Source organism: Thermomonas sp., assembly GCF_047606765.1.
Classification (GTDB): Bacteria; Pseudomonadota; Gammaproteobacteria; order Xanthomonadales; family Xanthomonadaceae; genus Thermomonas.
In genome coordinates this window covers 1-14,832 of record NZ_JASGED010000046.1, presented here as the reverse complement: position 1 = coordinate 14,832, position 14,832 = coordinate 1, and the positions used below count along the sequence as shown (strand labels likewise).

The 14,832-nt window shown below is 65.5% G+C and carries 13 protein-coding genes and 1 riboswitch; of the genes, 7 read left to right on the top strand and 6 right to left on the bottom strand.

What is annotated here, in order from left to right:
* Window positions 1-116: 116 nt before the first annotated feature.
* Window positions 117-1,562: an adenosylhomocysteinase gene (gene ahcY, locus QM612_RS04535; protein ID WP_415252704.1), complete on the bottom strand. Its 1,446-nt coding sequence runs from the start codon at window positions 1,560-1,562 to the stop codon at window positions 117-119.
* Between the two features lie 28 nt (window positions 1,563-1,590).
* Window positions 1,591-1,675, bottom strand: a riboswitch (S-adenosyl-L-homocysteine riboswitch).
* Between the two features lie 118 nt (window positions 1,676-1,793).
* Here ahcY and QM612_RS04530 point away from each other — a divergent pair.
* The gene (locus tag QM612_RS04530) at window positions 1,794-2,033 is read left to right on the top strand and encodes a hypothetical protein (RefSeq protein WP_415252703.1); all 240 of its coding nucleotides are present in this window, start codon (window positions 1,794-1,796) and stop codon (window positions 2,031-2,033) included.
* The gene (locus tag QM612_RS04525) at window positions 2,021-2,527 is read left to right on the top strand and encodes a TA system VapC family ribonuclease toxin (protein WP_415252702.1); all 507 of its coding nucleotides are present in this window, start codon (window positions 2,021-2,023) and stop codon (window positions 2,525-2,527) included. The genes QM612_RS04530 and QM612_RS04525 overlap by 13 nt, the downstream gene beginning before the upstream one ends.
* A gap of 14 nt (window positions 2,528-2,541) precedes the next feature.
* On the opposite strand, the gene QM612_RS04520 is transcribed toward QM612_RS04525, so the two are convergent.
* The 4 genes from QM612_RS04520 to QM612_RS04505 all read right to left on the bottom strand — a co-directional run bounded on the left by QM612_RS04520 (window position 2,542) and on the right by QM612_RS04505 (window position 7,757).
* Entirely contained in the window at window positions 2,542-4,464 is a 1,923-nt protein-coding gene (locus QM612_RS04520; protein ID WP_415252701.1) for an ATP-binding cassette domain-containing protein, read from the bottom strand.
* Between the two features lie 39 nt (window positions 4,465-4,503).
* Complete coding sequence (locus tag QM612_RS04515; protein WP_415252700.1) at window positions 4,504-5,259, bottom strand: peptidase; 756 nt, start codon at window positions 5,257-5,259, stop codon at window positions 4,504-4,506.
* A 72-nt stretch (window positions 5,260-5,331) separates the two neighbouring features.
* Window positions 5,332-6,330 carry an alpha-E domain-containing protein gene (locus QM612_RS04510; protein WP_415252699.1) on the bottom strand — a complete coding sequence of 333 codons (999 nt, stop codon included), beginning with the start codon at window positions 6,328-6,330 and terminating at the stop codon, window positions 5,332-5,334.
* Window positions 6,330-7,757, bottom strand: coding sequence for a circularly permuted type 2 ATP-grasp protein (locus QM612_RS04505; protein WP_415252698.1), 1,428 nt, complete (start codon window positions 7,755-7,757; stop codon window positions 6,330-6,332). Before QM612_RS04505 ends, QM612_RS04510 begins: the two co-directional genes overlap by 1 nt.
* 235 nt (window positions 7,758-7,992) lie before the next feature.
* On the opposite strand from QM612_RS04505, the gene QM612_RS04500 reads away from it, so the two are divergent.
* The gene (locus QM612_RS04500) at window positions 7,993-9,060 is read left to right on the top strand and encodes a GSU2403 family nucleotidyltransferase fold protein (RefSeq protein ID WP_415252697.1); all 1,068 of its coding nucleotides are present in this window, start codon (window positions 7,993-7,995) and stop codon (window positions 9,058-9,060) included.
* Between the two features lie 48 nt (window positions 9,061-9,108).
* On the opposite strand, the gene metK is transcribed toward QM612_RS04500, so the two are convergent.
* Window positions 9,109-10,320, bottom strand: coding sequence for a methionine adenosyltransferase (metK, locus tag QM612_RS04495; protein WP_415252696.1), 1,212 nt, complete (start codon window positions 10,318-10,320; stop codon window positions 9,109-9,111).
* A gap of 222 nt (window positions 10,321-10,542) precedes the next feature.
* Here metK and QM612_RS04490 point away from each other — a divergent pair, with 222 nt between their 5' ends.
* From QM612_RS04490 to QM612_RS04475, 4 genes are all read left to right on the top strand, one after another.
* A complete protein-coding gene (locus QM612_RS04490; RefSeq protein WP_415252705.1) occupies window positions 10,543-11,883 on the top strand; it encodes a TolC family protein in 1,341 nt (446 codons plus the stop codon).
* The gene (locus QM612_RS04485) at window positions 11,880-12,890 is read left to right on the top strand and encodes an HlyD family secretion protein (protein ID WP_415252695.1); all 1,011 of its coding nucleotides are present in this window, start codon (window positions 11,880-11,882) and stop codon (window positions 12,888-12,890) included. Before QM612_RS04490 ends, QM612_RS04485 begins: the two co-directional genes overlap by 4 nt.
* Before the next feature lie 120 nt (window positions 12,891-13,010).
* Window positions 13,011-14,198: an ABC transporter permease gene (locus tag QM612_RS04480; protein ID WP_415252694.1), complete on the top strand. Its 1,188-nt coding sequence runs from the start codon at window positions 13,011-13,013 to the stop codon at window positions 14,196-14,198.
* A partial coding sequence (locus QM612_RS04475; RefSeq protein WP_415252693.1) for an ABC transporter permease occupies window positions 14,195-14,832 on the top strand: 638 nt, incomplete at its 3' end. The genes QM612_RS04480 and QM612_RS04475, both read left to right, overlap by 4 nt.

Sequence of the window (14,832 nt, the reverse complement as noted above, 5' to 3'; positions counted from 1 at the left end):
CAGCTTTTTCAATGACTTACCAAAGAGCTAGATTGGACAAACATTCGTTTGTCAGAAGCAGCCGGCTTTCGCCGGAATGACGGCTTGTTCAGACCTTCCTTAGGTGAAGCCGCCAATCAGTAGCGGTAATGCTCCGGCTTGAACGGGCCTTCCACCGGCACGCCGAGGTAGTCGGCCTGTTCCTTGGTCAGCCTGGTCAGCTTCACGCCGATCTTTTCCAGATGCAGGCGCGCCACTTCCTCGTCCAGCTTCTTCGGCAGGATATAGACCTTGGATTCATACGAATCCTTGTTCGCCCACAGGTCGATCTGCGCCAGCGTCTGGTTGCTGAAGCTGTTGCTCATCACGAAGCTGGGATGGCCGGTGGCGCAGCCCAGGTTCACGAGGCGACCTTCGGCCAGCAGGAAGATGCAGTTGCCAGTGGGGAACGTGAACTTGTCCACCTGCGGCTTGATGTTGGTCTTCACCGCGCCGCTGGCATACAACGCATCAACCTGGATCTCGTTGTCGAAGTGGCCGATGTTGCAGACGATGGCCTGATCCTTCATCGCCTGCATGTGGGCGAGGGTGATGATGTCCTTGTTGCCGGTGGTGGTGACGTAGATGTCGGCGGTGCCGAGGGTGTCTTCCACCGTCTTCACCTCGAAGCCTTCCATCGCCGCCTGCAGGGCGCAGATCGGGTCGATCTCGGTGACCACCACGCGCGCGCCGTAGGCACGCAGCGAATGCGCGCTGCCCTTGCCGACGTCGCCATAGCCGCACACCACCGCGACCTTGCCGGCCAGCATCACGTCCATCGCGCGCTTCAGGCCATCGGCCAGCGACTCGCGGCAGCCGTACAGGTTGTCGAACTTCGACTTGGTCACCGAATCGTTGACGTTGATCGCCGGCACCAGCAGCTTGCCGCGCTCGGCCAGCTGGTACAGGCGATGCACGCCGGTGGTGGTTTCCTCGGACACGCCCTTCCAGTCCGCGACCACGCGCGTCCAGTAACCGGGGCGTTCCACCGCCACGCGCTTGAGCAGGTTCTTGATGACCTGTTCCTCGTGGCTACCGGAGGCCGAGTTCACCCAGCTGTCGTCGCCCTGTTCCAGCTCATAACCCTTGTGGATCAGCAGGGTCACGTCGCCGCCGTCATCGACCACCAACTGCGGGCCAAGGAAGCCGCCGTTGCCGTCGGGGAAGCTCAGCGCGTCCAGCGTGCAGTCCCAATACTCTTCCAGCGTCTCGCCTTTCCACGCGAACACCGGCGTGCCGGTGGCGGCGATCGCGGCGGCGGCGTGGTCCTGCGTGCTGAAGATGTTGCAGGAGGCCCAGCGCACGTCGGCACCGATGTCCTTCAGCGTCTCGATCAGCACGGCAGTCTGGATAGTCATGTGCAGCGAGCCGGTCACGCGCACGCCCTTGAGCGGCGTGGAGGCGGCGTACTTGCGGCGGATCGACATCAGGCCCGGCATCTCGTGCTCGGCGATGTCCAGTTCCTTGCGGCCCCAATCGGCCAGTGAAATATCGGCGACCTTGTAATCACCTTCGGTCGAGAAGGTCTTTGCAACGGCGTTCATGCGGATGCTCCGTGAGTGCGGTGGATTGCGGTCACGGGCGCCGTTGTTTCGATGCCGAGCCTGGCGGGCGCAGGTTTCATGGAAACCGGCCCATCGCAGCGCCCCTCGGCAGGGCGGGAATTATACGGCGCGCGACGGACCGGCCGGCGGCAGGCCATCCCGGATTCGAATTGACATCGGATGCATGATGCTTGATGCTTGATGCGAAGCGTATTCCATTTGGAGCCTGCCATGCGTACCACCCTGCAACTGGACGAAGACGTGCTGGCCGCCGCGCGTGCGCTGGCAGCGCGGCAGGGCCGCACATTGGGCGAAGTGGTGTCGGAACTCGCGCGCAAGGGGCTTGCCCCGGCGGTGGCTGCGCCGCGCCATCGCAATGGCATCCGCCTGATGCCGGTGCGCGCCGATGCCCGCCCAACGACACCGCAGGAAATCAACCAGCTGCGCGACGAATACCCGTGGGCGTCGTGAGCCGCGCCGTGGCGAACAGGAAAACACGGGTGGAAGATGCGGGCACGCCCTGGCCCGCGCGCGAGACGACCTGGTTATTGGACGTGAACGTGCTGCTGGCCCTGCTCGATCCCGTCCACACGCATCACGAAGTCGCACACGAATGGTTCGTCGGTGCCAGCGCGTCGTGGGCCAGTTGCGGCATCACCCAGAACGGCGCGCTGCGGATCATGGCGCATCCGCGCTACGGCAACGCGGTGGAATCGGTCGCTGTTGCAGCGGAGTTGTTGTCAGACCTGTGCAGCCAGCCGGGGCATGTGTTCTGGCCGTCGGACATGAGTCTGCTGGATTCGCCGCTGATCGACCGCGCGCGTCTGCTGGCCTCGGATCAGGTGACCGATACCTATCTACTGGCGCTGGCCGTGCAGCACGGCGGGCGGTTGGCGACGTTCGACAAGCGCCTGATTACCAGCGCGGTGCAAGGCGGTGAAGCAGCGCGGTTCGTGATTGCCTGATCGCACCGGAGTTGTCAGGCGTCCAGTGCTTCCCAGCGCGCGTAGGCGGCGTCCAGTTCCGCCTGTAATGCCGCCAGTTCCGCGTTCGCGCGTTGCTGCGCGGCGGCGTCCTGCGTGTAGAAGGCCGCGTTTTGCATCGCGTCGGTACGCGCGGCGATATCGGTTTCCAGTTGTTCGATGCGGGCTGGCAACTGTTCCAGCTCGCGCTGTTCCTTGTAGCTGAGTTTCTTCTTCGCGATTGGCTGCGGATTCGTTTGCGGTTGCTGCTGCTCGTCATCCCGGCGGAAGCCGGGATCCAGCTTTTCTGGTTGCGTGGTTGGGGCAAGAGCTGGCTTCCGGCTTTCGCCGGAATGACGATCAGGAGCAGGCCTCTGCCGCAACCAGTCCGAATACCCGCCCACGTATTCGCCCAGCCTGCCATCGCCTTCCAGCGCCAGCGTGCTGGTGACCACGTTGTCGAGGAAGTCGCGGTCATGGCTGACCAGCAGCAAGGTGCCGCTGTAATCCAGCAGCAGTTCTTCCAGCAGTTCCAGCGTTTCCACGTCGAGGTCGTTGGTGGGTTCGTCCATCACCAGCAGGTTGGACGGCTGCGCGAACAGCCGCGCCAGCAGCAGGCGGTTGCGCTCGCCACCGGACAGGCGGGTGATCGGCGCGCGTGCGCGTTCCGGGCTGAACAAAAACTCTTGCAGATAGCCGATGGCGTGCTTGCGGCTGCCGTTGATCTCCACGAAATCACTGCCGCCGGCCACGTTCTCCAGCGCGCTGCGGGTTTCGTCCAACTGGCTGCGGTGCTGGTCGAAATAGGCGATCTGCAGATTGGTGCCCAGTTCCACCTTGCCGGCATCGGGCGTGAGTTCACCCAGCAGGAGTTTCAGCAACGTGGATTTGCCGGAACCATTGGGGCCGATGATGCCGACGCGATCACCGCGCAGGATCGTGGTGGAAGCCTCGCGCAGGATGATCCTGTCGCCGAACGCCTGCGACACGTCGGTCATTTCGATGACCTTCTTGCCCGACGCCTGTGCGGCGGCGGCTTCCATCTTCACCTTGCCGGTCAGTTCGCGGCGCTGCGCACGTTCGCGGCGCATCGCCTTCAGCGCAGTGACGCGGCCCTCGTTGCGGGTGCGGCGGGCCTTGATGCCCTGCCTGATCCACACTTCTTCCTGCGCCAGCAGCTTGTCGAAGCGCGCGTTTTCCTGCGCCTGCGCGTGCAGGCGTTCCTCGCGGCGGCGCTGGTAGTTGTCGTAATCACCGGGCCAGCTCGTGACCTGCCCACGGTCGATCTCGACGATCCGCGTTGCCAGCGCACGCAGGAAGCTGCGGTCGTGGGTGACGAAGACGATGCTGCCGGCGAACGATTTCAGGAAACCATCCAGCCAGTTGATGGCCTCGATGTCGAGATGGTTGGTCGGTTCATCCAGCAGCAGGATGTCGGGTGCGCGCACCAGCGCCTGTGCAAGCAAGACGCGGCGCTTCATGCCGCCGGACAGCGCGGCGAAGTCGGCATCCTCCGGCAGTTCCAGCCGTTCCAGTACCTGCTGCACGCGGCGGTCGATGTCCCAGCCGTTGCGCGCCTCGATCGCGGTCTGCGCGCTGGCCATCGCTGCCATGTCGCCTTCGTGCAGCGCATGGTGGTACTGCGCCAGCAACAGGCCGATGTCGCCCAGGCCGGCGGCCACCACGTCGAACACCGAGCCTTGCGTGTCCTGCGGCACTTCCTGCGCCATCCGCGCGACCACCACGCCGCCCTGCACGCGCACTTCGCCATCGTCCGGCTGGATTTCGCCTGCCATCAGCCGCATCAGCGTGGATTTGCCCGCGCCATTGCGCCCGACGATGCAGACGCGCTCGGCAGGTTCGATGGTCAGGTCGATTTTGTCGAGCAGCAGCGGCCCGCCGACGCCGTAATCGACGCGCTGGAATTGCATCAGGGACATGCGCGCATTGTAGGGCGGGCCCAGGCCCGCCGCCCGTCATTACGAAACCGGCACCGTGTCGAACGGCTGCAGCCACTCCGGTTCGGGCAGGTGCTGCAATGCGCTGCGCAGGCTGTCGTTCCAGTAGGTGCGCACGCGGTTGAGGTAGGGGTCGTCGTCTTCCAGACGCTGGCGCAACCCGACGGTGAGTGAATCGCGGCGGTACAGCAGCAGGTCGATGGGCGGGCCGACCGACAGGTTGGAGCGCATGGTCGAGTCGAACGACACCAGCGCGCACTTGGCGGCTTCGTCCATGGTGGTCTTCGGCGTGACCACGCGGTCGAGGATTGGTTTTCCGAACTTGATCTCGCCGATCTGGAAATAGGGGGTGTCCGGGTTGGATTCGATGAAGTTGCCTTCCGAATACACCTGGAACAGGCGCGGTGCCTCGCCCTTGATCTGCCCGCCCACGATGAAGGTGCCGGAGGCATCGACGCCGCTGTCGCGCAGATAGGGCGCGTCGCGCTTGCGGATTTCGCGCATCGCATCGCCCACCAGGGTCGCGACTTCGAACATCGACTGCGCGCTGTACAAGCCGGTGCCGTCGCCGTGGTTGGCGCGGTATTCGATCAGGTTCAGGGTGTTCTGGGTCAGCGACAGATTGCCGGCGGACAGGGTGACGATGACGCGGTCGCCATCCACCGCGAACACGCGCATCTTGCCGAAGCGGCGCACGTCGTCCACGCCTGCGTTGGTGCGCGAGTCGGAGGCGAACAGCAGCCCTTCATCAAGGTTGATGCCGATGCAATAGGTCATGTCAGGTGATGTCGTGATGGCGATGCGTGGCGATGCACATTGTGCCCGCGCGGGCGATGCGGCGTGAAGGGTTCATTGCTCGGCGCCCCACTGGCGCGCGATGGCAACCGTCGGGCTGGCGACGTCGGTGGACACCATGAACTCGCGGTGGATCGCCTCGCCCAGCCGGGTCAGCCGCGCCATTGCATCCTGCAACCATGCTTCAAGGCCGCGTTCGAGGATTTCATCGATCCGCGCATAGCGCGCCTGCGCGGACAGCGCGCCGGCCTGGCGCACCACTTCCAGCGCTTCGCCACCGGCCAGCGTCTGCAGCACTTCATGCGCGGTGGCGGTGCAGGTGAGCAGCGAGCGCGGGTTGGATTCCTGCAACAGCATCAGATCCACCACGCCGGCAGCACTGACCGATTCGCGATACAGCCGGCGATAGGTCTCGAACGCGGACAGCGATTGCAGCAGCGCACTCCAGCGGAAATAGTCCACCGCGTCCTGCTCGCGTGCTTCGGCTTCGCCCTCGCTGCCGGCGATGTCGAGCAGGCGGATGGCCCAGTCGGCGCGTTCCACGAATGCACCCAGTTGCAGGAAGTGGTAGCCCTCGCCGCGTCCCAGCGTGCCGATGGTGACGCCACGGAACGAGGCCGAGCGCCCCTTCACCCATTCCAGCAGGTTGCTGACGCCGTCATCGTGCAACCGGCTCCACGTGCGGCCCCGCATTTCCAGCCACGAGGTGTTGAGGTCTTCGTACATCTCGGCGGTGATCGCCACGCGCTGCGCGCGCGCGCATTCGCGGGCGGCGTGCAGGCAGTTGTAGATCGAAGACGGGTTTTCCGGCGACAGCAGCAGGTGGCGCAGCACGGTTTCCGAATCGATGCGCCCATAACGCTGGCGCACCGCATCGGCAAGGCCAAGCGCGTCGAGTGCGCGACGCCACGGCGCGGCTTCCTTCTTGCCACGGTCGTAGCGTTCCGGAAGCAGGGCGATGCGCAGGGTCACGTCGGCAAGCCGCGCGGTGTTTTCGGCGCGCTCGATGTGGCGCGCGGCCCAGTAAAGATCGCTGGCGGTACGGCAGAGCATCAGTGCGTCCCTCCATCCGATTCCAGCACCCAGGTGTCCTTGGTGCCGCCACCCTGCGAGGAGTTCACCACCAGCGACCCTTCGCGCAGCGCAACGCGCGTCAGCCCGCCCGGCACCACGTGGATGCGATGGCCGCTGAGGATGTACGGGCGCAGGTCGATGTGGCGCGGCGCAAGCCCGCTTTCCACGAAGGTGGGGCAGGTGGACAGCGACAGCGTGGGCTGGGCGATGTAGTTGCCGGGATCGGCCAGGATGCGCGCGCGGAACGCCTCGATCTCGGCCTTGGTCGATGCCGGGCCGACCAGCATGCCGTAGCCGCCCGCGCCGTGGACTTCCTTCACCACCAGTTCCGGCAGATGGTCGAGTGCGTATTGCAGGTCTTCGCGGTTGCGCAGCTTCCACGTCGGCACGTTGTGCAGGATGGGTTCTTCGCTCAGGTAGAAGCGGATCATCTCCGGCACGTAGGGATACACGGACTTGTCATCGCCCACGCCGGTGCCCGGTGCATTCGCCAGCGTGACCTTGCCGGCGCGATACGCGGAGAACAGCCCGGGCACGCCGAGCATGGACTCCGGCCGGAATACCGATGGGTCGAGGTAGTCGTCATTGATCCGGCGATACAGCACATGCACGCGCTGCGGCCCGCGCGTGGTGCGCATATAGACCATGTCGTCGCGCACGAACAGGTCCGCGCCTTCCACCAGTTCCACGCCCATCTGCTGGGCAAGGAAGGCGTGTTCGAAATAGGCGGAATTGGCCGCGCCGGGCGTCAGCACCGCCACCACCGGATGGTCGATGCCGGGCGGCGCGGCCTGTCGCAGCGTGTCCAGCAACATGTCCGGGTAGCGCTCCACCGGCGCGATCTGCTGCCGCGCGAACAACTCCGGCAACAGCCGCGCCATCATCCGCCGGTTTTCCAGCATGTAGGACACGCCGGACGGCACACGCAGGTTGTCCTCCAGCACGTAGTACTCGCCATCGCCCGCGCGCACCAGGTCGATGCCGGAGATGTGCGAATAAACGCCGCCCGGCACGTGGAAGCCGCGCATCTCCTGCCGGTATTCGCTGTTGTCGAAGACCAGATCGTGCGGGATGCGGCCCTCCTTGAGGATGCGCTGCTCGCCATAGACATCGCCAAGGAACAGGTTCAGCGCATGCACGCGCTGGCGCAGCCCGCGTTCCAGCATCCGCCACTCATGCGCGGGCACGATGCGTGGCACCAGGTCGAACGGGATCAGCCGCTCGGTGCCGGATTCCTCGCCATAGACCGAGAACGTGATGCCAACGCGGTGGAACGAGATTTCCGCCTCGCGCCGCTTGTGCGCGATCTGCAAATCGGGTGTCTGTTGCAGCCAGCGGTCGAACGCCGCGTAGTGCGGGCGGACGCTGCCGTCCGCAGCGTGCATCTCGTCGTACCCGTTCGGCATGTGGCCCCCCCGTGCTGTCGATGCTTCGTGATAGCACGTGGTTTGTTGCGGTGCAATAACCGGGCTCGGGCGGTGGCCGGCAGGCAAGGAACAGCCTCATGGCCGTACTACCGGAAGTGCAAATGGCGCAGGTGTTTGATGCGTCTCAGGCAGCCATGCTGATTCGGCATCAACCCACTGCCGCGCCACGCTTGTCGCTATACCACCGGATTAATTTCGGTGGTATAACTGGCCCATGTCATCGCCGCTATATCGCGAACTCCCCGCCGCCGCGCAGACCGCCTATGCGGAACTGTACGAACTGGTGCAGGTGGCGGAAACCGCGCGCTCGCCGGCCTTCGTCACCGGTACGGTGGCGTGGAAGGCCATCAAGGGCGCACGTTACGCCTACTGGGTGTTCAAGGAGCTGGACGGGCGCAAGCGCGAGTACTACCTGGGGCCGGAAGGGCCGGCCATCGCTGCCATCGAGCGTGCGCGGAAAGCGGGTGCTCCCGCGCTGGATGCGGTAGCGAGGCAGGCGGCGGCGACACTTGCGCATGGTTGCACGGCGACGCCTCCGAAGCATTTCCGTATCGTCAAGCGCCTGTCCGAATACCAGTTCTTCCGGGCGGGCGGCTTGCTGGTTGGCACGCATGCGTTCCTTGCGCTGGGTAACCAGCTGGGTGTGGCATGGGGCGGCGGCACGCGCACGCAGGACCTGGATTTTGCCCATGCCGGGCCGGGTGGCAATGTGTCGGTGGCGTTGCCGGCTGATTTGCGCGCGAATGCGCATGATGCGCTGACTTCGCTTGAGCACGGCTTCCTGCCTGCACTGGGCGGCAGCAAGGGCATTGCCAGCTTGTATGTGAGCGAACGTGAACCGGATTTGCGCATCGATTTTCTGACTGTATCGAGGCGCGGTGGGCGCGATGAAGTGCATGCGCCTGACCTGGGAATAGCCCTGACCCCGCTGAAGTTCATGGATTACCTGATCGAACGGCCAGGACAGGCAATACTGCTGGATCGTGCGGATGCGGTCATGGTCAACCTGCCTGATCCTGCGCGTTATTGCCTGCACAAGCTGATCGTGGCGCATGAGCGTGGCGCGCGGCATCCGAAGCATCGCAAGGATATTGCGCAGGCATTGGCGTTGATGGATTGGCATCTGCAGCGCGCACCGCACGCATTGGTCGATGCCTGGGCAGATTTGGCGGTGCGTGGTGCAGGGTGGATGAAGCGTGTACGCGCATCGCTGGCGCAGGCACCCAAGGGCGATATGCCACTCGTACAGGCATTCGAGCGGCTGGTGGGATTGGCGCAATGAAACGGCCCGCATCGCTGCGGGCCGTTTGATGTCACATGACGAAGCCGATTACTTCAGCTTCGCCGCCTTGCGCAGCTCGTCGGCCTTGTCGGTCTTTTCCCAACTGAACGCCGTGGCCTTGTGCTTCTTGCCGGTGCCATCGGTGTAGCTCACTTCCTTCGGCTTGCGGCCGAAGTGGCCGTAGCTGGCGGTGGCCTGATAGATCGGGTGTTCGAGGTCGAGCATTTTGGTGATGCCGTAGGGGCGCAGGTCGAAGTGGGCGCGGATCAGCTTTTCGATCACGTCATCGCCGACCTTGCCGGTGCCGAAGGTGGTGACCGAGATGCTGGTGGGCTCGGCCACGCCGATGGCGTAGCTGACCTGCACCTCGCACTTGTCGGCAAGGCCTGCGGCCACGATGTTCTTCGCCACGTAGCGCGCGGCGTAGGCGGCGCTGCGGTCCACCTTCGACGGATCCTTGCCGGAGAACGCGCCGCCACCGTGACGGGCCATGCCGCCGTAGCTGTCCACGATGATCTTGCGGCCGGTCAGGCCGCAGTCGCCCACCGGGCCGCCGATCACGAACTTGCCGGTCGGGTTGATATGCACCTTGTTCTTCGACAGCGATTCCAGCCACTTTTTCGGCAGCACCGGCTTGAGGATGTGCTCGCGCACGGCCTCGACCAGATCCTTCTGCTTGATGTCCGGATCGTGCTGGGTGGAAAGCACCACGGCATCCAGGCCGAGGATGGCGTTGCCGTCGTAGCGCAGGGTGACCTGCGACTTCGCATCCGGGCGCAGCCACTTCAGCTTGCCGTTCTTGCGCACCTTGGCCTGCTGTTCCACCAGACGGTGGCTGTAGTACAGCGGCGCAGGCATGAACTCCGGCGCTTCGTTGCAGGCGTAGCCGAACATCAGGCCCTGGTCGCCGGCGCCCTGTTCCTCCGGCTTCTTGCGGTCCACGCCCTGGTTGATGTCTGGCGACTGCTTGCCGAGCATGTTGATGATGGCGCAGGTGTGGCCGTCGAAACCGACGTCGGAATTGTCGTAGCCGATGCCGTTGATGACGCTGCGCGCCAGGCCTTCGATGTCCACCCACGCGCTGGTGGTGACTTCGCCGGCCACGATGGCCGCGCCGGTCTTCACCAGCGTTTCGCAGGCCACGCGGGCGCGCTTGTCCTGCGCCAGGATGGCGTCAAGAACCGCGTCCGAGATCTGGTCGGCGATCTTGTCCGGATGGCCTTCGCTGACCGATTCGGAGGTGAAGAGGTAACTCGACATTGGCTTTATATCCTTCAATACGGATGAAAAGATGGGCGCGAATGATACACCCCGTGACGCGCCGGTGCATGGGTGGCCCTGCCATGTTGCCGGAAGTTCAGCCTGCGCGCGCGACCGGCCGCTGTTGCAGTGTCCTTGACGCCCGTTATGCTGCGATGACTGCGTGATCGGGCGGATACCACGGAGGGGCGGGTGCGATTGAATCGGGGCGCGACCGGACTGATGGCGGCGCTGCTGTGCGCGTTCGTGCCGGCGGCGCTGGCGCAGCAGGCACCGGCGCTGGACTGGGCGCAGGCCAGAGAGCGCCTGTTGCAAGTCTCCGACGCATTGGCCGCAGCAGACGCCGGGGTGCGCAACAAGCAGGAACTGCAGGATGCCAGCCGCTACCTGCGGCTGCCGGACATCACCGCCGACGTGCGCCGCATGCAGTTCCAGAAATCGCTGGCGCTGCCGCTGGGGTCGCTGGCGCCGGTGGCAGAGGCGTTCGGCATCGACTCGCCGCTGCGTTTTGCCGAGCGCGACTGGCGTACCCGCCCGATCATCACTGCCAGCCTGCCGCTGTACACCGGCGGGCTGATCCCGGCGGCGCAGCAGGCCGCGCAGGCAGCCACCGCGCAGGCGCGCGCGGAGCGCGAGGCGCAGAAGCAGTCGCTGCAACTGCAACTGGTGCAGGCCTACTTCGGCCAGCGGCTGGCGGAGCAGGCGGTGTGGGTGCGGCGCGATGTGCTCGACGGCTTGCAGCGGCATCTTGATGATGCGAAAAAACTCGAACGCGAAGGCTTCGCCACTCGCGCGCAGCGGCTGCAGGCCAATGTCGCCCGCGACAAGGCAGAGCGCGAGTACCGCAAGGCGCTGAATGATCTGGACACCTTGCAGCAGGCGCTTGCCACGTTGTTGCGCAGTGGTGGGCCGGTGACGGCATCGTCGCCGTTGTTCGTGATCGACGCACCGGTGGGCACGCGCGAGGCGTTCGAGCGCAGCGCATTGCAACAGCATCCACAGATGGAGCGCCTGCGCGCGCTGGCAGTGCAGGCCGAGCAGGGCGTGCGCGTGCAGCAGGCCAAGCGCAAGCCGCAGGTGTATCTGTTCGGCCAATACGACCTGCATCGACGCGATGCGTTGTTGAGCGATGCCGACTGGGCCTTCGGCATCGGTCTTCGCTACAACTTCCTGTCACAGGCGGCATTGCCGATGCAGGTCGATGCGGCGCGCGCGCAACTGGAACAGGCACAGTCGGGCATCAGCGAAGCGGAAAACCAGCTGCGACTGGGCGTGGGCAAGGCATGGAACGAACTGGACACCGCGCGCTTGCAGTACCGCCTGCTCGACAGCAGCATCGCCATGGCCAAGGAAAACCTGCGCCTGCAGGAACTGTCCTTCCGCGAAGGGCAGGCCACGTCGCTGGACGTGATCGATGCACGCCTTGCATTGGGCGGCGCGCAGGTGGAACGGGCGCAGGCCGCGTATCAGTTCGACGTGGCGCTGGCGCAACTGCTGGAAGTGAGCGGGCAACTGGATCGGTTCGATGACTACCGCCGCAAGGCGGACAAGGTGCTGGAATGAGTGATTCGCTGGAACCGGGCGCAAGCCCGCGCAGTCGTCGCGCGTTCGCGGTTGGCGGTGGCCTGCTGCTGGTGCTGGTCGCGCTGGGGCTGTGGCTGGGGCTGCGCACGCCGGCAGATCAAGTGCAGGGCATGGCCGATGCCGACAGCGTCAACGTTGCGGCCAAGGTCACCGCGCGGTTGGCGAAACTGCATGTGCGCGAAGGCGACCGGGTGAAGGCCGGGCAGGTGCTGTTTGAACTGGACAGCCCGGAAGTCGCCGCGAAGGAGCGTCAGGCCGAAGCCGTGGTCGCCGCCGCGCAGGCGCAGGCCGCGAAGGCGAAGGAAGGCGCGCGCAGCGAGGACATCCGCGCGGCAGAGGCCAACTGGAAGCGCGCGGTGGCCGGCGCGGAACTGGCAAGCGCCACCTTCCGCCGCATCGACAACCTGCATCGCGAAGGCGTGGTCACCAGGCAGAAGCGCGACGAAGCGCGTGCGCAGTCGCGCAGCGCGGAAGAACTGGCGCGTGCGGCGCGTGCGCAATACGACCAGGCACTGGCCGGCGCGCGCGCGCAGGATCGCGATGCCGCGCAGGCGCAGGTGCGTCAGGCCGAAGGCGCGAAGGCCGAGGTCGAAGCCGCGCGCAGTGAAACATTTGGGCGTGCGCCGCTGGCGGGCGAAATCAGCAAGCGCATGGCCGACGTGGGTGAACTGGTGCCGGCGGGCTACCCGGTGTTCACGCTGGTGGACATCGACCGCATGTGGGTGTCGATGCACCTGCGCGAAGACCAGCTGCACGGCATGAAGACTGGCGCGACGGTGCGGGGCTCGATCCCGGCGCTGGACGGCCGCAAGGCGGAGTTCGAGGTGTATTTCATCAGCCCGGCGGGCGATTACGCCACATGGCGCAGCACCCGCCAATCTTCCGGCTATGACGTGCGCAGCTTCGAGGTGCGGGCGCGGCCGCGGCAGCCCATCGAGGGCTTCCGCCCGGGCATGAGTGTGTTGTTCGCGTGGTCGCAGAACTGAAAACCTGCCCATGATCCTATTGCGCTCGCCCTGCGGTCCGCGTGCGGTGCTCGCAGTGCTCACGTATCACGACATACGCTGCGCCTGCTGCGCTCCACCACGAACCGCAGGGCTTCGCTCATGACGGATCAGGGACAGGTTTCAAATGGCATCATTGCGTTTGTCGCCTCGCTGCGGCGCGAACTTCGGCATTGGCGATGCGACCGCTGGGAGTGGGTGCTGGTCACGTTGCTGCCACTGCTGCTGATGGCGGTGATGGCGTGGCTGTTCTCCGGTTCGGTGCTGCGCGAGGTGCCGGTGGCGCTGGTCGATCTGGACGCCAGCCCCGCCAGCCGCGCGCTGGCGCGGGCCATCGACGCCAGCCCCGGAGTAAAGATCGTTAGCCAGCCGGCATCGCTGCAGCAGGCACAGTCGGAATTGCGCGCGCTGGACGCATTCGCCATCGTGCTGGTGCCGCGCGACATGAGCCGGCTTGCGCTGCGCGGTCAGGCCGCGCCGGTATATGCCTTCTACAACGCCACCTACATGGCGACCGGGCAGTCGGCGGCGCGCGACATCGCCGATGCCGTCGGCGCGCACAACGCGCGCATGCTGCGCGAGCAGATCGGGCGACAGGTGGGGCCGGCGAAGCTGCGCGCTGCGCCGGTGTCGGTGCAGGCCACCGTGCTGTACAACCCGGCGCGCAGCTACGAATTGTTCCTGCTGCCGCTGGTGTTCCCGGCGCTGCTGTCGCTGCTGGCCGCGCTGGCCGCAGGCGGTGCCTTCGGCCGCGAACGGCGCGACGGCACGCTGGCTGGCTGGCTGGGTGAAACGCCGTGGGCTGCGATTGCCGGCAAGCTGTTTCCGTATGTCGCATTGTTCTCGTTGTATGGCGCGCTGGGCGTGCTGTACGTGGCCGATGTGCGCGGTGATGGCGTGGCCGGCAGTCTATGGCTGTTGTTGTTTGCGCAGCCGCTGTTCTACCTGGCCTGTGTCTGCATCGCGCTGCTGTTGATTGCGGTGACGCGCGACATGGGTGCGGGCTTGTCGTTGATCGGCCTGAGCATCGGCACCGCGCTGGCGTTTTCCGGTGCCACCTTTCCGGTGATCGGCGCGCCGCTGTTCGTGCGTGCGTGGAATGCATTGCTGCCGCTAACTGCGTATGTACAAGTGCAGATGCAGCAGTTGTTCATGGGATCGCCGTGGGTGGTGTCGCTGCGGCCATTGGGCGTATTGATGCTGATGGCATTGGTGGCCGGTGGCGCTGGCGTGCTGCTGCTGGTGCGCGTTGCGCGCAAGTCCGTCGATACGGAGCGCGTGCCGGCATGAAGCGCATCGTGGCCAGCTTCCGTGCAACCTTGCAGGCGGTGTTCGCCGATCCGTCGGCGCGCACGGTGATGATCGGTGCGGTGCTGTTGTATTCCTTCTTCTACCCGGCGGCGTATCGCCATCAGGTCGCCAGTGAATTGCCGATTGCCATCGTCGATGCCGACCGCAGCGCCACCAGCCGCGAGTTGATCCGCCACATCGACGCGCTGCGTGCGGTGCGCGTGGTGACACAGCCTGCTGATTTGAAACAGGCCTGCGCGCAACTGGAAGCGGGGCAGGTCGATGGCATCGTGCTGATGCCGGCGCGGCTGGAGCGCGACATCCTGCGCGGCGGCAGCGGCAAGCTGGTCCTGTTCGGAAACGGCGCTTACCTGAGCCGTGCCAGTTCGATCCTCAATGGACTGGCCGAAGCCATCACCGCATTCGCGCGCAAACAAGCAGTGCGGCAGGCGGCGTTCATGGGCGCGCCACAGGCCGCGCCAATCGAACTGGTGCAACGCCCGCTCTACAACACCCGCGAAGGCTATGGCAGCAGCGTGGTGCCGGGCGTGGCCGAACTGATCGTGCACCAGACCCTGCTGCTGGGCATCGGCCTGCTGTTGGGAAGCCGCCGCGCGCAACTGGGCCGGCGGCT